Origin of the sequence: Halobacillus sp. A1 (genome assembly GCF_024189295.1) — a bacterium.
Taxonomy (GTDB): domain Bacteria; phylum Bacillota; class Bacilli; order Bacillales; family Halobacillaceae; genus Halobacillus_A.
Window position 1 is genome coordinate 86,137 of sequence record NZ_JAIZEN010000006.1, and the last position, 22,120, is coordinate 108,256.

General features: G+C 42.8%; 15 protein-coding genes and 1 pseudogene. 3 read left to right on the forward strand and 13 right to left on the reverse strand.

The features are described 5' to 3' along the window. Nucleotides 1–8: 8 nt before the first annotated feature. The 3 genes from uvrA to LF817_RS08560 all read right to left on the reverse strand — a co-directional run bounded on the left by uvrA (nt 9) and on the right by LF817_RS08560 (nt 6,622). Nucleotides 9–2,885, reverse strand: coding sequence for an excinuclease ABC subunit UvrA (gene uvrA / locus LF817_RS08550; RefSeq protein WP_253935378.1), 2,877 nt, complete (start codon nt 2,883–2,885; stop codon nt 9–11). A 7-nt stretch (nt 2,886–2,892) separates the two neighbouring features. Further along, on the reverse strand, nt 2,893–4,872 hold the full coding sequence (uvrB, locus tag LF817_RS08555; RefSeq protein ID WP_253935379.1) for an excinuclease ABC subunit UvrB: 1,980 nt from the start codon (nt 4,870–4,872) through the stop codon (nt 2,893–2,895). Between the two features lie 166 nt (nt 4,873–5,038). Beyond that, the gene (locus LF817_RS08560; protein ID WP_253935380.1) at nt 5,039–6,622 is read right to left on the reverse strand and encodes a peptide chain release factor 3; all 1,584 of its coding nucleotides are present in this window, start codon (nt 6,620–6,622) and stop codon (nt 5,039–5,041) included. 296 nt (nt 6,623–6,918) lie between these two features. Between LF817_RS08560 and LF817_RS08565 the strand changes: the two genes are divergently transcribed. Next, the gene (locus LF817_RS08565; protein WP_253935381.1) at nt 6,919–10,122 is read left to right on the forward strand and encodes a DEAD/DEAH box helicase; all 3,204 of its coding nucleotides are present in this window, start codon (nt 6,919–6,921) and stop codon (nt 10,120–10,122) included. A gap of 57 nt (nt 10,123–10,179) precedes the next feature. Here LF817_RS08565 and LF817_RS08570 read toward each other — a convergent pair whose 3' ends face one another. After that, nucleotides 10,180–11,061, reverse strand: coding sequence for a COX15/CtaA family protein (locus tag LF817_RS08570; RefSeq protein ID WP_253935382.1), 882 nt, complete (start codon nt 11,059–11,061; stop codon nt 10,180–10,182). An 83-nt stretch (nt 11,062–11,144) separates the two neighbouring features. After that, entirely contained in the window at nt 11,145–11,693 is a 549-nt protein-coding gene (locus tag LF817_RS08575) for a metal-dependent hydrolase (protein WP_253935383.1), read from the reverse strand. A 117-nt stretch (nt 11,694–11,810) separates the two neighbouring features. Between LF817_RS08575 and LF817_RS08580 the strand changes: the two genes are divergently transcribed. Then, a complete protein-coding gene (locus LF817_RS08580; RefSeq protein ID WP_253935384.1) occupies nt 11,811–12,467 on the forward strand; it encodes a haloacid dehalogenase type II in 657 nt (218 codons plus the stop codon). A 40-nt stretch (nt 12,468–12,507) separates the two neighbouring features. On the opposite strand, the gene LF817_RS08585 is transcribed toward LF817_RS08580, so the two are convergent. The 5 genes from LF817_RS08585 to LF817_RS08605 form a co-directional block, all read right to left on the reverse strand. Continuing rightward, nucleotides 12,508–13,365 carry an ABC transporter ATP-binding protein gene (locus tag LF817_RS08585; protein ID WP_253935385.1) on the reverse strand — a complete coding sequence of 286 codons (858 nt, stop codon included), beginning with the start codon at nt 13,363–13,365 and terminating at the stop codon, nt 12,508–12,510. Nucleotides 13,366–13,606: 241 nt separating this feature from the next. Next, nucleotides 13,607–14,788, reverse strand: coding sequence for a PDZ domain-containing protein (locus LF817_RS08590; protein ID WP_253935386.1), 1,182 nt, complete (start codon nt 14,786–14,788; stop codon nt 13,607–13,609). Nucleotides 14,789–14,874: 86 nt separating this feature from the next. Next, nucleotides 14,875–16,374 carry a S41 family peptidase gene (locus tag LF817_RS08595; RefSeq protein ID WP_253935387.1) on the reverse strand — a complete coding sequence of 500 codons (1,500 nt, stop codon included), beginning with the start codon at nt 16,372–16,374 and terminating at the stop codon, nt 14,875–14,877. A 96-nt stretch (nt 16,375–16,470) separates the two neighbouring features. Continuing rightward, nucleotides 16,471–17,625, reverse strand: coding sequence for a copper resistance D family protein (locus LF817_RS08600; RefSeq protein WP_253935388.1), 1,155 nt, complete (start codon nt 17,623–17,625; stop codon nt 16,471–16,473). Next, nucleotides 17,622–18,212, reverse strand: a complete 591-nt coding sequence (locus LF817_RS08605) for a copper resistance CopC family protein (protein ID WP_253935389.1) — start codon at nt 18,210–18,212, stop codon at nt 17,622–17,624. The genes LF817_RS08600 and LF817_RS08605 overlap by 4 nt, the downstream gene beginning before the upstream one ends. A 191-nt stretch (nt 18,213–18,403) precedes the next feature. Between LF817_RS08605 and LF817_RS08610 the strand changes: the two are divergent. Continuing rightward, nucleotides 18,404–18,688, forward strand: a pseudogene (locus LF817_RS08610) (winged helix-turn-helix transcriptional regulator). 113 nt (nt 18,689–18,801) lie between these two features. Here LF817_RS08610 and LF817_RS08615 read toward each other — a convergent pair. The 3 genes from LF817_RS08615 to ftsE are packed head-to-tail and all read right to left on the reverse strand — an operon-like array spanning nt 18,802 to nt 21,824. After that, entirely contained in the window at nt 18,802–20,226 is a 1,425-nt protein-coding gene (locus LF817_RS08615; RefSeq protein ID WP_253935390.1) for a murein hydrolase activator EnvC family protein, read from the reverse strand. Between the two features lie 28 nt (nt 20,227–20,254). Continuing rightward, on the reverse strand, nt 20,255–21,148 hold the full coding sequence (ftsX, locus tag LF817_RS08620; protein WP_253935391.1) for a permease-like cell division protein FtsX: 894 nt from the start codon (nt 21,146–21,148) through the stop codon (nt 20,255–20,257). Then, on the reverse strand, nt 21,138–21,824 hold the full coding sequence (gene ftsE, locus LF817_RS08625; protein ID WP_253935392.1) for a cell division ATP-binding protein FtsE: 687 nt from the start codon (nt 21,822–21,824) through the stop codon (nt 21,138–21,140). The genes ftsX and ftsE overlap by 11 nt, the downstream gene beginning before the upstream one ends. Between the last annotated feature and the right edge of the window lie 296 nt (nt 21,825–22,120).

Here is a 22,120-nt window from a genome sequence, read left to right on the forward strand (position 1 = left end):
CAAAGCATCTACTTTGAAGAGACTCTTTCTCTTGATTTTAACTTCGTTTTCATGCGCTTTTCATCACGTTCAAGAACGGGTTTTAAATATTTTCCTGTATAAGAAGCTTTTTCTTCTGCTACTTCTTCCGGGGTACCGGTAGCGATGATCTGTCCGCCTTTTTCCCCGCCTTCCGGACCAAGATCAATAATGTGGTCCGCTTCCTTGATCACATCTAAACTGTGTTCAATGATGAGAACAGAATCGCCATTATCCACCAGTCTCTGCAGAACTTTCAGCAGACGTGAAATATCGTCTACATGAAGTCCGGTGGTCGGCTCATCGAGTATATAAAATGATTTTCCATTCGAACGGCGGTGAAGTTCACTAGCCAGCTTCACACGCTGGGCTTCACCCCCGGAAAGCGTTGTTGCCGGTTGTCCTAGCTTAATGTACTCAAGTCCAACATCTGCAACAGTCTGCATTTTCCGTTTGATCTTAGGAATGTTTGCGAAAAATTCCAGCGCCTCTTCAATCGTCATGCCGAGGACTTCTGAAATATTTTTCCCTTTATACTTCACTTCCAGAGTTTCGCGGTTGTACCGTTTGCCGTCGCACACTTCACATGGTACGTAAACGTCCGGCAGAAAGTGCATTTCGATTTTGATGATTCCGTCTCCACGGCAGGCCTCACAACGACCGCCTTTAACATTGAAGCTGAACCTTCCCTTTTTATAGCCGCGGATTTTTGCCTCATTCGTTTGTGCGAACACATCGCGGATATCATCAAACACGCCGGTATAGGTGGCAGGATTGGAGCGCGGCGTTCGACCGATCGGTGACTGATCGATGTCGATGACTTTTTCCAATTGATCTATGCCTTTGATTTCTTTATGCTTCCCTGGCTTTTGCTTGCCGTTATGAAGCTTCATGGATAATGACTTATATAAAATATCATTGATCAGTGTACTCTTTCCGGAACCAGAAACTCCAGTTACGGCCGTAAATAAACCAAGAGGGATATTTGCATCCACTTTCTTCAAATTATTCTCTTCAGCCTGCTTGATCGTAATATAACGCCCATCCGCTTTACGCCGTTTTGCTGGAAGAGGAATAAATTTCTTGCCGGACAGATATTGGCCGGTCAATGATTTGCTGCTTTTCATCACCTGTTTCGGTGTGCCCTGGGTAACGATTTCACCGCCATGAGCACCTGCTCCGGGTCCGATATCGATTAAATAATCAGCGGCCAGCATCGTGTCTTCATCATGCTCCACAACGATTAACGTATTATCTAAATCACGCATTCTTTTCAGCGTATTGATCAGTCGATCATTATCTCTCTGGTGAAGACCGATTGATGGTTCGTCAAGGACATAAAGGACGCCCGTCAATGCAGAACCGATTTGAGTAGCCAAGCGGATACGCTGAGCTTCGCCACCAGACAGCGTTCCCGCAGATCTTGATAGGGTCAGATAATCAAGGCCTACATTAGCCAAAAAGCTTAACCGTTCACAGATCTCTTTAAGGATCATGCGGGCGATTGTCTCTTCCTTCTCAGTAAGCTCTAGGCTATCGAAAAATTCCTTAGCTTCCGTAACCGAATATTCGGTCGTCTCTCCCACATGTTTACCTCCGATCAGCACGGCTAACGCTTCCTCATTCAAGCGGTTACCCTCACACTTCGGACATGGCTTTTGTGCCATATATTTCTCCATCTGCTCGCGAATATAGTCAGAACCGGTTTCCCTATACCTTCTTGATATGTTAGGGATGACTCCTTCATAGAAGATTTCATTCTCACGGACTTTACCAAAGTCATTTTCATAACGGAACTGGACCTTTTCATTTCCGCTCCCATAAAGTACGCGGTCCATCTGATCTTTTGATAAATCTTTGACCGGTTTGTCCATATCAATGCCATAATGATTCGCTACGCTTTGTAACAGCTGAGGATAATATTGAGAGCTTGTCGGCTCCCAGGCAGCGATGGCATGGTCCCTTAAAGATCTATTCCAATCGGGAATGACGAGATCAAGATCCACTTCAAGCTGAGTTCCCAGACCGTCACAGCGGCTGCATGCTCCATATGGACTGTTGAATGAAAACATACGCGGCTCAAGTTCGCTTACAGAAAAGCCGCAAATCGGGCAGGCATGATGTTCACTGAACTGCAATTCTTCCCCGTCAATAATATCAATGATTAGATGACCCGCCCCTAGCTTTAAAGCCGTTTCTATGGAATCGGAGAGCCGCCCTTCGACGCCATCTTTCACCACGATTCTGTCAACGACTACTTCAATCGAATGTTTCTTGTTTTTTTCCAAAGATATTTCCTCGGAAATTTCCCTCATCTCTCCGTCTACCCTCAGGCGAATATACCCTTCTTTACGGAGCTGTTCGAACACTTTCACATGTTCTCCTTTCCGCCCGGAAACTACAGGTGACAAAACCTGAAGCTTCGTACGTTCCGGCTGCTCCATAACCTGATCAACCATCTGCTGAACAGTCTGGGAGCTGATTTCAATGCCGTGATTCGGGCAGGTTGGACGTCCAACGCGAGCATACAGAAGTCTGAGGTAGTCATAAATTTCCGTAACGGTACCTACGGTAGAACGAGGGTTTTTACTCGTCGTTTTCTGATCGATGGAGATTGCTGGAGACAGCCCTTCGATCGAGTCTACATCAGGCTTATCCATCTGGCCGAGAAACTGACGCGCATATGCGCTCAATGATTCAACATATCTTCTTTGACCCTCGGCGTAAATCGTATCAAAAGCTAAAGAAGACTTACCTGAGCCAGAAAGACCGGTCATGACCACGAGTTTATTTTTTGGTATATCTATGTCGATATTTTTCAAATTGTGGGCTCTTGCCCCTTTTATACTAATGTTCTTACTGGCCATAAGGTTCTCATCCTTTCGCTTTTAATTCTAAGATGACATCCCGCAGTTCTGCTGCACGTTCGAAATCTAAGTCTTTAGCAGCCTGTTTCATCTCAGTTTCCAAATTATCCACTAATTCCAAACGCTCTTTTTTCGTCATTTCAGATGGTTTCTTATCGGTCAGATAGGTTTCTTCTTCCTCCGCTACCTTCGTTGCAGAAATGAGACTGCGAATTTCTTTCTTGATTGTTTTCGGGGTGATGCCGTGTTCCTCGTTATAAGCGATCTGCTTCTCTCTCCTACGGTACGTTTCATCTATGGCGTACTGCATGGATTTTGTGGTTTTGTCGGCATACATGATCACTCGCCCGTTTTCATTACGGGCAGCCCGTCCTATCGTCTGAATCAGCGAACGGTCCGACCTTAGGAACCCTTCTTTGTCCGCATCCAAAATTGTGACTAAGGATACTTCTGGGATATCGATTCCTTCCCTAAGTAGGTTTATTCCAACGAGAACATCATACTTACCCAGACGCAGATCCCTTATGATCTCTATCCGCTCCATCGTATTGATTTCGGAGTGAAGATAAGCCACTTTGATCCCGATTTCCTTAAGGTAATCTGTCAAATCCTCAGACATCTTTTTAGTCAGGGTGGTGACGAGCACACGTTCATTGAGCTCTTTCCGCTTATTGATCTCTCCAATCAAGTCATCAATTTGACCGTTGATCGGCCGAATTTCTATTTCCGGATCGAGCAGTCCTGTTGGACGGATGATCTGTTCCGTCATTTTCGGAGTATGCTCAAGTTCATAAGGTCCAGGTGTTGCAGACACATAGGTGATAAATTCGATTTTCTTTTCGAATTCTTCAAACCTTAAAGGACGGTTGTCCAATGCCGATGGTAATCGGAATCCGTGATCGACTAGAACTTGCTTCCTCGCCTGGTCTCCGTTAAACATTCCGCGGATCTGGGGCAGCGTAACGTGTGATTCATCCACTATGATGAGGGAGTCCTCAGGAAAATAATCCATCAATGTATACGGTGTTGCTCCTTTTTCTCTGAATGTCAAATGACGGGAATAGTTCTCGATCCCCGAACAGAAACCCATCTCATTCATCATTTCCAAATCATAATTCGTCCGCTGTTCCAAGCGCTGGGCTTCTAACAGTTTGTTTTGATCCTTCAGTTCTTTTACCCGCACGTGCATTTCTTTTTCAATATTTTCGATCGCTTTTTTCAGTTTTTGTTCTCGGGTTACGAAGTGGGAAGCCGGGAAAATGGCTACATGCTCACGATCACCGACAACTTCTCCAGTCAGTACATCAATTTCCCTGATCCGATCAATTTCATCTCCAAAAAATTCTACACGAATTGCGTGTTCCTCACGTGAAGCAGTAATAACTTCCACAGAGTCTCCGCGCACACGGAAAGTTCCGCGCTGAAAGTCGATATCATTTCGAGCGTACTGGATATCCACTAATGAACGGAGCAGTTCATCACGGTCCTTTTCCATTCCAGGACGAAGTGACAAAACCTGGCTGCTGTATTCTTCAGGAGAACCTAAGCCATAAATGCAAGAAACACTTGCGACGATGATGACATCGTTACGCTCAAATAACGACGTAGTCGCAGAGTGGCGGAGTTTATCAATCTCATCATTTATGTTTGAGTCTTTTTCGATAAATGTATCTGTCTGCGGAACATAAGCTTCCGGCTGATAATAGTCATAAAAGCTGACAAAATACTCTACAGCGTTGTTCGGAAAAAACTCCTTGAACTCACTGTAAAGCTGTCCTGCCAATGTCTTATTATGAGCAATAATCAGGGTAGGTTTATTAACCTCCTGTATGACATTCGACATCGTAAAGGTCTTCCCTGTACCTGTAGCACCTAGTAAAGTCTGGTGTTTCTGGCCATTTTGAATCCCTTTGACAAGTTCATCTATTGCACGAGGCTGATCGCCTTGAGGTTGATATTCTGAAACTAATTCAAATTGATTGTTCATTTCACAATCCTCCGTTCTACATTCGTTCATCAATAGTTTACCACAATATTTTATCATTCTAACATGAAACGAACAAACATTCGGTACTGTACTTTGATAGAATATCTTCCCAGTTCAAATGGAACGTAAAAAAGCCTAAGGATTTAATATCCTCAGGCTTTTATTTTTATTCGTAAGATTGATCATACTGGTTGACTTCGAATAAATCAATCAACTCGATGTCTTCATGTTTATCTTTGAACCAACGCAGAGAGAAGTCGTTTTTAAATAACACAAGCGGCTGTTGTTCACGATCCAATACGAGCATGTTCCGGTCATCAAACATTGACTCATCCACTTGATCTTGAGGAATCCAGCGTGGGATCCTCTCACCGATGGAAGTCAGTTCGACCTCGACATTGTATTCATTTTTCATGCGGTACTCAAATACCTCATACTGCAGCTCACCGACAGCTCCGATGATGTAATCTTCAAAATGATAATGTTTAAACAGCTGGATCGCACCTTCTTGTACAAGCTGCTCCAGACCTTTTTTGAAAGACTTTGACTTCATAACGTTTTTTGCCGTAACCTTTTTGAAAAGTTCAGGCGGGAACTGAGGCATTTCATCAAATTCGAATTTTTGTTTACCCGTCAAGATCGTGTCACCGATTCGGTAAACGTTAGGATCATAAATTCCGATAATGTCGCCTGCGTACCCTTCCTCCACAGTTCCTCGTGAAGAAGCGACGAACTGCTGCGACTGGGCAAGCTTGAACGTTTTACCTGTCCTTGAAAGAGTTACGTTCATTCCTCGCTCAAACTTCCCGGAACAAATTCTTACAAAAGCGATCCTGTCCCGGTGCTGAGGGTTCATATTCGCTTGAATTTTGAAGATGAATCCAGAGAACTCTTCATTGTCTGGAGATACTGTACCTTCAGTAGAGCGGCGGGGAGCAGGCTCAGGTGCATAATTGATAAATGTGTTAAAGAAAGTTTCTACACCGAATGGAGCCAGCGCACTTCCGAAGAATACTGGTGTTTGATCCCCTTTCATCACTTTATCGAGATCAAATCCGTCTCCTGCTTCATCCAGAAGCATCAACTCATCTTCAGCTTCTTTATATGTTGGATCTTCCGTAAGCTCAGGGTGTTGATCTAGCTCGGAATTAGGGATGTACGTTTCTTCTTCATTACCCGTATATTGTACGAATTGGTCATTTTCTCTATCGAAAACACCCATGAATCGTTTCCCCATACCTACAGGCCAGGTCATCGGGTACGTTTCTATATTCAGAGTCGATTCGATTTCTTCCATTAATTCAAGGGGCTCACGGCCTTCACGGTCCATTTTATTAATGAAAGTGAAAATCGGAATACCGCGCATTTTACAGACTTTAAATAATTTCAATGTCTGCGCTTCGATTCCTTTTGTACCATCAATGACCATGACTACGCTGTCAACGGCCGTCAATGTCCGGTACGTATCTTCACTGAAATCTTCGTGTCCGGGAGTATCGAGAATGTTGACTTGATAGCCTTTATAAGGAAAGTTCATCACACTAGAAGTTACAGAAATTCCTCGCTGTTTCTCGATTTCCATCCAGTCTGAAGTAGCGAATTTCCCTGACTTCTTCCCTTTCACCGTACCCGCCGAGCGAATGAGGTTACCGAACAGAAGCATTTTTTCAGTCATTGTCGTTTTACCAGCATCCGGGTGGGATATAATTGCAAATGTCCGGCGCTTTTCCATCTCTTTTTTTATCGTCATCGTGATATCCTCCAGTTCTATTAATGGATCATTTCAATGGTTGGATAGGATATACGTATCACATCGGCCATTTCACTCCATAACAAAGGCCGCTCACTCGACGAGCGGCCCTTCGAATTTAAAATTCTCTACCTTGAAAGTTAGCATATTAAGCGCTTAAAATCAATATGTCTGTTCCACATGTACATCAAGGCATGGATTTTCATAAACAGGAGAAAATAGCCAAAGATAAAGGAAGAAAATTACCCCGTTTACCTGTTATAATGATTAAAAAGACTAGAGTTAGGATGCAAGCTATGCAGTCATACCTTTTACAACCTAAAGATATTATAAAAATTACAGGTCAAACGTTTTATGAGCGTGGAGAGCAATACTATAAGCAAGGGAAAGTATACGCCCTCTCTCATAACAGCGCCATTCGTTCCTGGCGAGCCGTCGTGACGGGTACTCATGATTATGAAGTACGCGTTTTCTTTTTTGAAGACGACGACCTGGAAGCCCGGTGCGAATGTCCCGCTTATGATACGTACTTCAGCTGCAAACATATTGCAGCCGTTCTATGTGCAATAAGAGAGCAGGCCATTGCAGAAGCGTCTCCTAAACTGACGCAGCAGGCTGAAACGGCCCCTGAACAAACGGACCATAAAATGGACCGTGTATTTGCTATGCGATTATACGAAACGTTCCGTGACCGTCAGGAAAACCGCTATACGAACTCTTCCAAACAGGCATTGAATATTCAATACTATTTACACATCCAATCCCTGCTTGGGAGTAAAAATCTTGCGCTTGAAGTTAAGCTTGGTGAGGACTACCCATATGTGATTAAGGATATCCGCAGTCTTCTTCAACATATCCGCCAGGACCAGCCATACCGTATTTCAAAAAAATTCACATACGATCCCGCCGATCATTATTTCAAGGATGATGATTTGAAAATCATTGAAAAACTTCATGGCGCTTATGAACAGGAACTTTTTTATGACCGCCACTGGAACTCCGGAGAACAGCGTGTCCTGACGATACCTCCCGCTCTCGCCCCGGATCTAATGAAAAATTTGGCGCCACAGTACTGTGAAGTCATCGAACGAGGCAGTGCTGTCGGTCAATTAGAGCTTATGGACGATTTTCCAGAGCTTGATTTTTATATTGCTGAAGAGCGAGGCATGTATCATCTGCACATGAATCAGCTTAAGAACTTTGAATACTTAAAGGAGTACCACCTCCTTTACAACAATGCGTGCTTCTACCCTCTAGCTCCAGAAAAAGAAGAGGTGATCCGCACGCTCCATTACCTGCTTCCATACAATTCCAATGGGAACCATACCGTAGGGCAGGTTGATATGGAAGGGATCGTATCTTATGTACTTCCTGAATTAAAGTCTATCGCAAATGTAAGGCTTGATCCCTCCGCTCAAAGTAAAATCGTGCAAGAGGACTTGACTACGAAAGTGTATTTGGATTTTGAACAATGGGCTCTGACGGTCGATGTATCATTTGTTTATGGCGATCACACACTCCACCCCTTCAAAAAGCAGAGCGTAGATAATCAGCAAATTATCCAGCGTGACCGTGAAACGGAGCAGTCGATTATCCATATCATTGAACAGGCTGAGTTCAAATTTGATGGTGAAACAGTGTATCTAGAAGAAGATGAAGCGCTTGACCGCTTCTTGATCGATTATTTACCACAATTGGCTCAGATAGCAGATGTTTACACCTCAAACTCTGTAAAATCTATTATTGACAACCAGGACCGTGAGCTCGTCCCTTCAGTAGACATCGAAAGCGATGGCAGCTGGCTGGATGTTAAGTTCGGAATAGATGGCATTTCTGAAGATGATGTCAGCAACGCCTTAAGAGCAGCTATCGAACGGAAGAAATACTACCGATTATCAGATGGGGCGTTACTGTCACTAACTTCAGAATCATTTGAAAGGTTCCAGACATTAGCAGAAGAATTAGACTTGGCCTCCTCTGATATTGATGGGTCTTCTTTACAAGTGTCCAAAGCGAGGAGTCTTCAAGTTAATGATGCACTGGCTCTTGAAGAAAAAGAGCGCAATGAGCGATTCAGCCAGCTTGTTCAGAGGCTGCAATCCCCGCAATCTTTCAATATCGATCCGCCTGATACTCTAGAAGCTGAACTAAGAAGCTATCAGCTTACAGGATTCAGATGGTTAAAAACTCTTTCGACTTACGGACTGGGTGGTGTGTTAGCCGATGATATGGGACTCGGAAAAACTGTCCAAAGTATCGCTTTTTTACTTTATGAAAAAACAGAAGGTCTGATGGAGCAGCCAGCGATCATCGTCACTCCAGCCTCACTTGTATATAACTGGAAAAAAGAAATTGAAAAATTCTCACCAACGCTCACCGTACAGGTCATTACAGGAGACCCCATATCCAGGAGTGAACAGATCCAAAAAGCGAGCGCAGATATACTAATCACTTCGTATCCTTTGCTGCGCCAGGACATTACGTTTTATGAGGGGAAAACCTTCCACGCCATAATATTGGACGAAGCGCAGGCAATCAAAAACGAATCGACGAAAACTTCTCAGGCTGTTCGCTCATTAAAGGCAAAGCACCGTTTTGCTTTAAGCGGTACACCTATCGAAAATTCATTAACCGAATTATGGTCACTTTTTAGAACCATCATGCCAGGGTTTTACACAAGCAAGAAAAAATTCCTCCAAATGAAACCTGAGAAAATTGCTCGGATGACAAGACCATTTATTTTACGACGCATGAAAACAGAAGTGCTCGAAGAACTTCCTGATAAAATTGAAACTGTACAATATTCAGAACTTACAAGGCCCCAAAAAGAAGTGTATTTAGCCTATTTAGAAAAAATACAGTCTGAAGTTAAAGAAACGATTGCAACGAAGGGGATTCAGCGTGGAAAGCTTGAGATTCTGGCCGGCTTAACGAGACTGAGGCAAATCTGCTGTCACCCTGCCCTCTTTTTAGAAAACTACGAAGGAGAATCTGGTAAACTCGAGCAGTTGAAAGAACTCGTCTCAGAATTGAAAGCAGGCGGTCATCGCGTGCTCATCTTTTCCCAGTTTGCAAGCATGCTCAAGCTGATGTACGAAGAGTTAACAACTACCGGATTAGAAGCATTTTATTTAGATGGAAGTACAAAAAGCGAAGCCCGTGTAGAAATGGTTGAACGATTCAATCAAGGAGAAAATGATGCATTTTTCATTTCATTAAAAGCCGGAGGAACCGGACTGAACCTGACAGGAGCCGACACTGTCATTCTTTACGACTTGTGGTGGAACCCGGCTATTGAAGAGCAAGCAGCTGGTCGAGCTCATAGGATCGGACAGGAAAAAGTCGTTCAAGTCATCCGCATGATTTCAGAAGGTACGATTGAAGAGCGCATTTTCCAGCTTCAGCAGAAAAAACGCGACCTGGTCGATCAGATTATTCAGCCAGGAGAATCGATGCTAAGCTCATTGAGCGAAGAAGAAATACGCAATTTATTTCAATAATGAAGAAAAAAAGCTGTCGCACAGTCTTTTCTGTGCGACAGCTTTTTTGCATGCTCGTTAAATATGTTTCTTTTGAAGCTTGAACCAATAGCCGCCTAATATCATTCCACCAATAACTGTCGTTAAAGTAGATATGATCATATGCATGGAGGAAGCAAGAACAACATTACCAGTCACTACAATGACAAACCCGACTACAGCGTTCAATAAGATCGTCGATAAATAAGCCCAGGCAAGGACTTTATGATACTTGAACCTCGTCGCGTAAATCACATACCAGAGGGCTGCTACAAAAATCACGACTGTAGCCACCCAATGAAGAGAATATAGCATGTTGGCAATCGACTCACTTCGAATCAAGTACTCAGCCGCAGGAATATCCATCATGACATTACTTGCGCGACTGTGCTTGAAAAATGCACCAAGAATGACTTGAGCCATATAAACGGTAAACCCGATCACAAAAGCCCGGTAACTCATGCTTACAGTCGACCAGCTTACCTGGTCCAATTCGATTTTCGTTTCGTGAAGACTGTAACTCAGCAGCACGAGAATGAGCAGCAGCACTTGACTGAACGTGACATCTAAAGTTGTAAATCCAGGAGGTGTCCCAAGCAATACGTTCAAACCGCCAATTGCCGATTGAAACAACAGCATCCCTAAACTCAAAATCGCCAGAACTACAACAGCGCGTTTTTCACGATGCTTTAAAATCGCTCCGACTGCATTGATGAACGTTAAGATAGCAAGCAAAGGAACCATTAATCGGTGAGAATATTCGATCAGTATATGGTAATCTGTAAAGTCTGGTATAATCTGACCATTACAAACCGGCCAAGTCGTCCCGCATGCATCTCCTGATTTAGTAGCAACTACTAAATTACCAAGAATGAGTGCAATAAACGTGACGATTGTCGTTAATATCGAGAATTTTTTCATCGTCTTACCCTTCCTATTTCTAGTCATTTAATCATCTTCTCACAAATCATATCATGAAATTGCCTATAGGTTGCGGGTTCCCCTCATGAATTTTTTGTGAACTTCTTATTCTTACGCCGTTTTCCAACCCACAAATAAAGGAGAGAAATGATGATAAGGAAGATATTCACCAATGAAAAAACACCACCATAATGAGCGTCATCCCAGTAAGAAACGCCACTTCTGAAGGTGTAATCACTCACCGGATAAAAAGTCGGTACGGCATCTTCTACGTGGGTAAGCAGATCCAGAATGACGTGACCGAGCCACCCATACATAAAAGCTGTCCATTTCGTCAATTTCCTGCCTTTTATAAGAATAAGTGCAGCAAAGATCAAGGCCCATATAAATAAAGAATGCCCCGTTTGCCGGAGCACGGATACAACCGGATGCTCAAATAATTCGTGAACAACCATATAGAGGTACTCTGAAAAGTCCGTGCTGCCGAATATATGGGCTCTCTCTATAACCAAATATAGAAACATCACGTAATAGACGACGTCTGGGAATATGCTCCCCATTATGAACCAGGCTACGTAAGGACTTTTTCTCGCTGCGAAAAACGTCCAATAACCATGATGCAGGGTATTCATAGGCTCCCTCCCTTAGTCTATTTCAGTTTACCCTCCCTGCTCTTTTTTGTCATTTCTTAAAGGTTTATTGAAAAAGATGAAAGGGTACCCCAAAGATAGACAGGAGGCAGAATTAAAATGAGTTATAAAGCTTATGTATTCGATGCATATGGTACGTTATTCGATGTCCATTCCGTCATGGATGCCATTCAAGACCATTTTCCAGACAAAGGGCCGCAGATTAGCGAGCAGTGGCGCAGCAGCCAAGTCCATTATTTCATGGTGCGTCAATTAATCGATGGGTATGTTTCATTCGACCAAGTAACTCGCTGGGCCTTAAAAGATGCACTCGTTTCTTCAGGTGCAGAGGCGGATAATGAGACAATAAATCATCTGATGAAACAATACGAAAAATTAAAACCTTATGATGAAGTTCCTTTCTTGAAAGAAAATCACCCTGAGAAGGAATTAACGATTTTTTCAAACGGAACGAAATCAATGCTCGAGCCTCTGCTCGATAACAACCAGCTGTCTGAGTCTTTCCTGCTGCTCAGTGCGGATGCACCGAAAGTCTATAAACCTCATGCGGATGCTTATCATTATGCAGAAGATAAGCTGCAGGCTTCACAGGACGAAATCCTATTCTTTTCGAGTAATCCATGGGATATCGCGGGAGCTTCCCAGTATGGTTTCGATACCGCCTGGGTTAACCGTAATGAACAAAAGTGGCCGGAATTAGGAATTGAGCCAACTCATATCCTTCATGATTTGACCGATATTCCTTCTAAACCATAAGAAAAGCCTCAAGACCGTGAACCCGGACTTGAGGCTTTTTTTAGCTGACGACGGTTTGGGTCTGGCTCTGCCCTTGTGTCTTCTGTGCTTCAGCTTGAGCTTGTTTGATTAAACAACGCCCTTTGCCGTGCGGAATGCACATCGGAGTACCAAAAAGCGGATCCTGTCGTACATCACAGTTCATTTCAAACACATGCTGCATCAATTCACAAGTAATGACATCTTCAGGCTTCCCTTGATCAAAAACTTCTTTATCCTTCACAGCCACAATATGGTCTGCATATCGACAAGCCAAATTTATATCGTGAAGCACCATGACTACCGTACGTCCATTATCCTGATTCAAATCGAACAATAAATCGAGGATATCAATTTGGTGGGTCATGTCTAGATAAGTCGTCGGTTCATCAAGCAGCAGCAAATCTGTATTTTGAGCAAGCGTCATTGCAATCCAAGCCCTTTGACGCTGACCTCCTGATAAGGAATCCACCGCACGATCCTTCAATTCAGTCAAGTTCGTATCGCGAAGAGCCTTATTGACGGAATCTTCATCTTCCTTCGACCACTTTTTAGCCCAGCTCTGATATGGGTAGCGTCCTTGCTTGACTAGCTGATAAACACTCAATCCTTCAGGAGTAGTCGGACTTTGTGGAAGAATCGCCATTTTTTTAGCAACATCTTTCGTGCGCATTTTAGAAATATCAGAACTGTCCAGAATAACTTCTCCGGATTTCGGCTTCAGCAATCGAGCAAGTGAACGAAGCAAAGTAGATTTCCCGCAGCCATTCCCCCCAATTAAAACGGTAACTTTCCCTTTAGGAATTTTTATATCTAATGAATCAATTATAATTTGATCTCCATAACCTAACGTCAGATTGTTCGCCAGCAATGACTCCATCTGCTTTTCTCTCCTTTACAAACGACCCGTTCGTCTGAATGGTTTAAGTATAATATAATTTCAAGTATATTCTCAGTCAATTAATTCAAGAATGGGCTATTACATCTCTTTTAAGTTTAGAAGGTAAATCGAATTGTGTCAATGAATTTGAGAATCATTTTCATTAAAAAAAGATAGTATTCATAAAATTTTCAAAAAACAAAGACAGGCAGAAGCTCGATGTTTTGAGCTTTACCAGTCTTTACTGAGCGATTGGTTCATAAGAATTTTCTTGAACGAACAGCAATCCTAACTGGTGGTGCTCGCCTTCGTACATCGCTCTCTGCTCAAAACGGTTCTCGCCTTGGAAATCTTTCACTTCGATCTTAGTAAGCGCGCGGTTTGTCTGTAAGGCTTCATACAGTTCGTTAACAGAAGAAACATAAATGCCGTTAACTCTGATGATCAACTCGCCTGGTAAAAGGTCCATCTCATCTGCTGGGCTTCCCGGTATCGTCCCAAGTATTCGGACGCCGCGGTGGTCCTCTGTGAAATAGGGCTGATTTTTCTCCCTGCTGCTGTGAATAGAATAAATCGCTAGTCTCCCAAGGAAAGCTATAAGAACGGCAGCGGCTGCAAGTACTGGGACAAATATACTGCTTACAGCAATGAAGAAAGTGAGAACAGCTATCGCAATCGTCTGCCTTCCAAGTCTGATCGCAGATAATTTCGGAGACTGTGCTCTCGCCAGCCATTCATATCCTAATAAAACAGGAAACATCACCAAGCCATAACTGCCTTCACCTATGCTGAAAACTGGCCACCAACCGGCAATAGGTTCAATCACTCCAGCTGGAAAAAGTGTAACCATCGGAATCAATGCCAGTTTTTTTACCCGGTGTTGACCAATCTTTTTCCCACGCGGTCCTGGAACACGTTCCGGGAATGTACGCCGTGATGAAGTTTTCATAAGGAAAACCCCTTCTACGACTAGTAAAATACTTAGTATGATGGCCATTCCCGGCAGTGAAACCCCGGTCACACCTGGAATTGTCTGTTCTATGAAAGAGAGACCTGGCACATAGGATATCATAAAAATCAATAAGATTGAGATTCCTAATGTATAAGCTGGAGATAACCATGTCAGCTTCAATGGGAGACTTAAAAGGATTGTAATTCCTGATACTACCAATAACGACGCTGTAGTAAAAACCATCCCCCCGGCTAAAGCAAAAACCGAAACAAGCAACCCTGCAACTAAAGAGATTCTCCACGTACTTCTCCCCTCGGTGAAGATATCATATACCCTCGTCCCGAATCGCCTGCGCTCCTGTTTCATTCTCCGTATCGATATGACAAACAATAGTATAATAGACCAATATAATAGCGGCTGAGACATCAGCCTGATAAAACCTTGAAGAAATTCTTCGAACCAAACTTCCACCATTATTCCCCCTCTCCCTTTTCCTCGAAAAAATCCGCAGTCTGTAGACTACGGATTAACTTCGAGATTTTTTGCTTAAATCCTGCTTATTCAAACAATACATCTATGGCTTTATCCATTTGTTGATCATTCTCACCTGAACGAACCTGCTCGATAATCAACTCTTGAATTTTCCCGCCAGTTTCTTCATTTACCTTGCCTGATGTCTCAAGCCCTTGATCAGCCTGGAATTCAGAGACAGCAGCTTCTGTTTCTTTACTGAAGTACCCGTCAGTTCGACCTGGCTCATAACCTAATCCTTCTAACATGATTTGTACATTTTCAATTTGCTCAGCATTATCGTCGTAGCTTAATTCTTCCTCAATTTCTACAGGGTTTGTATAGAAATATTCAGGCTGCTTCACTTCTACCGTAGGCTCGACTCCTTTTTCATGGATCCAGTTACCTTCCGGTGTAAGCCACTTATACAGCGTCAACTTGATCGTACTTCCATCGCCCATAGGCATTGTTTGCTGCACAGTGCCTTTACCGAAGCTTTTCGTTCCGACGATATCATAGCCGCCTGCTTCATTCATAGCAGCTGATAATATTTCAGAAGCCGAGGCGCTTCCTTCATCCTGAAGCACCGTGATCGGATAGTCCTTCATGTCTTGAAGGTTCGACCGGTATTCAGATTTTTCACCCGCACTATCTTCCACTTGCACATAAGGCTGTTCATCTGTAATGAACTGCTCTAATATTTCCTGTACATCGGTGAACAGTCCACCTGGGTTACCTCTTACGTCAATTACAAGACCTTCTATATTTTCTTCCTCAAGCTCACTCAAAGCATCTTCAAACTCTTTGGATGTTTTTTCAGAGAAGGAAGTAATTTCAATGATCCCGGCTTTTTTACCATCGACCGTTTTTGTATCTTTATATACCGTTTCAAGGGGAATATCATCTCTTACAAGATCGATTTCCAAAGAGTCACTCGACCCCGGACGCTCAATCGTCAAAGTGACCTCCGAACCTTTTTCACCTCTTATTTTGGAGACCGCATCGTATAAGTCAAGTCCTTCGACACTCTCGCCATCCACCTCGAGGATTTGATCGTTAGGCTTCAAACCAGCCTCTTCAGCGGGTGATCCTTTAATAGGGGCTACTATGGTTACCTTTTCGTCCACCATGCTCACTTCGGCACCTATGCCTTGAAAGGAAGATTCAATGGACTGGTCGAACTGCTCCATTGTTTCTTTATCCATATACGTACTATAAGGGTCGTCTAATGTATCCAGCATACCTTCGATTGCTCCTTCGATCAGCTGGTTATCCTCAGCTTCGATCAAAGAGTTCTCCTGTATCATCTGGTAGGCTTGTTCAACCTTTTCTATGTCTGTATCACCTGACAAACCTTCTATGAAACTCTTTTGTTCGTCTTCTGATAAATCCGCAAAATTCTCTGCTTCTTTTTCTACATTCGCAGATTGACCAGCATTATCATTGGAGGACACCCCAAAATACTGCATCCCCACATACGACCCCGCGGCCCCTAATAGTAAAGCAAGCCCCACTATGATCGCGACGTAACGTGGTTTAACATTCATCGCATTCACCCTTCTGTGTAAAAAAATTCTACTTGATTCTTCTATACTAGCAAAAAAAGCACCACACCGTAAACGTGAGATGCTTTATTTATAAACTTATGCCACAATTTTAGTAAGAATGTCCAAAGCCTCGTAGTTCCAAACTGCCGGTGTTGCCTCTTTCCCAATAGAAAGCGCGCTCATGAGTCCGAAATATACACTTATGATAGCAAGCCCAGCAATACTCAGAGCAGCGGCAGGAGAACTGTTTTGCTGAAAAGCATAAAATACGAGAAATAAAAACACACCGCCTATGGTTATAAAAAGGAGGCTGATGACACTTGGCTGAATAACCAAACCCGTCTCAGCTCCTGCTGAAATAGAAGTAAACGTCCGAAACAGAATCGAAGGATCTTCTCCTCTTAACGTCTGCGAAATATTATGGGCAGGTTCCTTCTCTGTCAAAAATCCAGTAATCATGAATATACTGATCAGGATCACACTTTCTGCTCTCCACCAGGATCGAGGTGAAAATGAGTGGTTATGATGCATCTTTTGACTTATGAGAAAGCCGTTAATACATGCAAACAACAAAAGCGGCACATAAAGTAGATGCTTCAATAACAGTGCTTGACCATACGTTAAAATCCAGGAATCTACAATTCTTTCGTTCAGAAGGAAGGTCATGAACAAGCCTGTGAATGTAAGGATTACGATGCAGCCTAAGGCTAAAAACGTAAACCAATCAATGAACTCCTTCCATTTACGGTCACTTACTGAGAACCAGCTCACAATCAGCAGTACTCCCGCCCAGGAGCTTACGGAAACAAGATGAAAAATATGGGCGGCTGCTCCCGGGAAGCTTCCCATGTTGGCCGAGTGTCCGACTACCCCCTGGGTAACGATCATTCCTAAAGCAATCATTAGACCGGCACCAAAAATAACCGATTGCCTTACTTTTAACCTTAGTAACACGATAAAGAGCAGGGACAAAAGGGCCAGCACCAACCAGGCTTTTCCCGTTTCCAGGTGCAGCCACACATACATCAAACTAGACATGAACGACTCGTCACGGTATCCATTGATCCCGCTAGCCAGCTCCAGTACAGGTACAAGAGACACAATCGGTACGAGCAGGGTACTTCCTTTGATCAATGTCTTCGGTAATTGAAGCTCTGGCTTATGGTCTTTAGGGATGGCCGACAGGATACTGGCACCGATAATTATAGCAAAGCATATATACAAAATGCTGTTGCTAAAAGCGTAAATCATGACTTCTTCCTAATAAACATAAAGGCGATGACTGCTACTGCAGCTAAAAGAGCTACAATAAGCGGAAGCGTCCAGCCTCCCTCATTTCCTGACTGATCCTCACTGGATTCTACTTGATCACCAGATTCAGCGGCGCTTTCATCCGATGCATTTTCTGCTTCGTTTTCCGCTTCCTTTTCTGCTTCCTCTTCCGCTGCTTCTTCAGCAGCTTCTTCGTTTTCTTCAACTTCTTCAAAACCTTCATATGTGTACTCAAGTTCATCTTCCATGACATGACCGTCTTCCCCTACAATGCTGTAAAATAAAGTGAAATCTCCATTTTCCATGGATGAGGGGAGCGTAACTTCAATGACATTCTCAGGAGAATGATTGATCTCAGTGACTTCCATTTCTTCTCCGCTTGCATTTGTTACATTAATCTCGTTCGGCTCCTGGACAGGAGAGTCAAATGTCAGCGTTATCGTCGAGTTCACTTCTGAAATGGTGTCTCCAGCTTCAGGATCTGCACTCTCCAAATGAGTATGAGCACCTGCCAGCGTCGGGAAAATAAGAACCAGCATGATGAGCATTAAAACGGCTTTCTTCATATTTTAACCTCTTTCTTAATTTAGAATGAATGGTATAAAATCCTCTACACACACGATTATAGTTTAGTTATAACAAAGATCCTAGTGGTAAGCTATAAAAAATTATTAACGATATTGTGACGTCATAATACTTTCTTTGAAGTTGATACACTTGAAAAGTACAACTTTGCCAGGACACTATAGAAAGGGGAATGACTCAAGGACACGTTTATTCTAAGGAGTACAAATGTGAAAAAGAACTAACGCTTGCCGAGATCGGTAGGAAGTGGAAGATGGTCATATTATGGTCTCTCGTAAAAGAAGGAACGAAGCGTTTCAGTGAGCTGAAAAGATGGATACCTGTCACCATACAGCTTCGAGAATGAGAATCTGACTAAATTATCCACCGTAAAGTACATCCTGTAGTTCCTACTAAAGCAGAATATTCTCTGACCCCGCAAGGAAAATTACTTATCCCTGGGTTAAATGCTGATTGATGTTCTTTTAGCGAGGTACGGAAGTCTATTTGATAAATTAACAGTAAGGTTAAAAGAAAAGAAACCATTTGCTGAATACAAATGGTTTCTTTTAGCTTCATAGTTTTATAGATTTAGAAGTTGACATGTTTCCTAGGGTCTACTGCATTACTCTTGGAAGCATTCCATGCTCCTTCATGAACTTCAAAGTGAAGGTGGGGTCCGGTTGAACGGCCTGTATTTCCTACACGGCCAAGCTGCTCTCCCTTCGATACACGATCACCTGAGCTTACTTCACGATTTTGCAAGTGCGCATAAACGGTCGTGTAAACTTGTCCATCAATATAGTGAGTGACATACACTACGTTTCCATAAGAAGAGGAGTAATACGACCTCAACACTTCACCAGAAGCGGCGGCAACCACCGGTAATCCGTTTCCTCCGAGATCGATTCCCTGGTGTTCACTTCCCCAGCGCGGACCAAATCCTGAAGTGACCGGGCCACTTGATGGCCGCATGAACTTATCGCTGGAAGAAGAAGGGGCTGGAGCTGATGAACTGTCGGCCGATGAACTGGAGCCGCTTGATGAATCCGAAGAACTGCTCTTCTCCGAGCTGCTTGAACTGCTTTCTTCTTTTTCAGCTTCTTCTTCTGCTTCTTCTGCTTCTTTTGCTTCTTCTTCTCTTTGTCGCTCTAATTCACGTTCGCGCTCTCTCTCACGTTCTTTTTCTCTTTCGATTTCAGCCTGGACATTCTCTTCATCTTCTTCTGCATTTTTCATTGCTTCTTGAATAGCTGCCTCTTGTCCACTTAATAAAGATTCTTCTTCTTCAAGGGCCATTTTATGATCATGAAGCTCTTCTTCCTGCATCTCAAGTTCTTCCATCAATTCTTCTTTTTCTTCTAGTTGACTGTCCAGTTCTTCCTGGATCTCTTCAAGATCAGCTTTCTGTTCTTCAAGATCAGCCATTTTTTCTTCCACTTCTATTTGCTTTTCTTCTAACAGAGCTTTCTCTTCCATATGGGTATCCATGATATTCTTATCCTGGTCCATGATGGTAGTGACGGCTGACGCACGATCTAGAAAGTCACCAAAGCTTTGTGACCCCATGATGACCTCCAGGTATTGCACGTCTCCTCCACTCTTTTGCAAGGCACGTAACCGCTCTGTAAGCAATTCTTCACGCTCGTCGATACGTTCCTTAAGATCTTCTATATCCTTTTCGAGCTGTTCTATTTCCTCTTCTGTCTTCTTAATTTCTTCCTCTTTCAAGCGAAGATTCTCTTGAGTTTCACTCAGTTTATTATCAAGCTCTTCCATTTTGTCCTGAGTCTCTTCTTGTTCTTTTTCATTCTCAGAAATTTCTTCTTCTGTACTGTTTTTGTCGTCGGCAACATCATTTTTCTTTTCATCTACGCTGCCTTTTTCTTCTTCCAGCTCTTTTAGTTCTTCCCGAACTTCTTCCAAGTCTGCATTGGCGCTGACTTCCTTAAGAGGTGTAAACAATGCCCCCGCTGCAAGCAAAGCAGTTAATGATAAGGTGTAAAACTTTCTCATATGACCGTTTTCCTCCCCCTGAATTCCGTTAAACTTTCAAGAACTTCCTTACACTCATAACGCTTCCCCAAACGCCTATGAATGCTCCGATTACCAGAATCAAACCTGCCAGCTGAAAAGCGAAAGGGTTGAATGGAAGTAATTGGATGAAGTCGAACTGTATGCGGTCTTGCAAATTATAATATAAATAGTAATAACCACTCATCACGGCCGCAATTGGAATAATGGATCCGAGAACCCCAAGGGTCAACCCTTCCACGAAGAAAGGCCAACGGATAAACGCATTAGTCGCTCCTACTAGTTTCATAATGCCAATCTCTTTTTTGCGGGCGATGATCGTTATCTTGATCGTATTAGATATTAAAAAGATAGCTGTAAAGACTAACCCTACGATTAGACCTAACCCTATATATCTTGCATATTCATTAAACTGGAACAGCCTTTGGACGATTTCTTCTCCGAAGTCGACCTCATCTACCTGATCCATAGCTTCTGCTTCTTCCGCAATTTGAATTGCATCAACAGGATTGTCAGGTTTAATGATAAAGGCATCATTTAATGGGTTGCTCTGTTCAAAAAGTTCAAAAGCCTTCCCCTGATCTCCGAGACTATCTACTAATTCATCTAACTCTTCTTCTTTCGAAGAGTAGGTCAATTCACCGACGGCTGGTAAATCTCCCAGATTATTTTCAAGTTCAGAAACCTGCTGCTCGTCAGCTGTCAATTCAACAAGAACTTTCACTTCAACATCATCTTCTATGTTTCCTGCTATTTCATTCAAATTCAGCATTAGAGCAAGAAATACTCCTACAAGCAGTAATGTCGTTGTAACGGCTCCCACCGCTGAAATCGTCATCCAGCCATTACGCCAAACACTTTTAGTTCCTTCACGAGCATGTCTGCCGAGGGTTTTAAATTTCATAGCCGTATTCCCCCCGCGCCTCATCACGAACGATTTGACCATCTTCAATAGCGATAACACGTTTGCGGATGGTGTTTACAATTTCCTGGCTGTGGGTAGCCATAAGTACAGTGGTTCCTTTTGCATTAATTTCTTCTAAAATGTGCATGATTTCCCATGAAGTATCCGGATCTAAATTCCCTGTAGGCTCATCAGCAATCAAGAGGCGCGGACGATTTACAATCGCTCTCGCAATAGATACCCTCTGCTGCTCTCCACCGGATAATTCATCGGGAATAAAACGCGCTTTATTTTTTAACCTGACTTGATCCAAAACATCCATGACACGACGCCGAATTTGGTTTGGAGATTCTTCAATAACCTCTAAAGCGAATGCAACGTTCTCATAAACTGTCAGTCTTGGAAGCAGACGGAAGTCCTGGTAAACGACTCCTACATTTCTGCGTAAAAAGGGTACTTTTTTTTCTTTTATCGTAGTTAAATTAAAATTATTTACATTAACAGTGCCTTTTGTCGCCTTTTCTTCTCTGAACATCAGCTTCGTAAATGTCGACTTTCCAGCTCCGCTGGGCCCTACTACATATACAAATTCTCCTTGATCTATATGTACGTCAATCCCATTCAAAGCCGTTACACCATTAGGGTAAGTCTTATAGACTCCCTTCATTTCAATCATACAGATCACCTTAACTCCTTTACTAACAATATTCTAAGTTGTTTTTTAACTCTAGCTGTTTATCGTCTTAAGTCCTCGTTTATTATACCATTCAGATTCGAGTTTTTATGATAAAAAATTATTACATTTTCATTTCAGAATCTTTAATAAATATATAAAATTCGACATTTTTTTCAGGATATGTACGTATTTTCTATATTGTGTAAATGGTTTAAGGAATGTCTATGTAATAGCCCCACGATATGGAAAATGAACATATAAAAAACCCGACTATATTCTGTCGGGTTCGCTAAAAA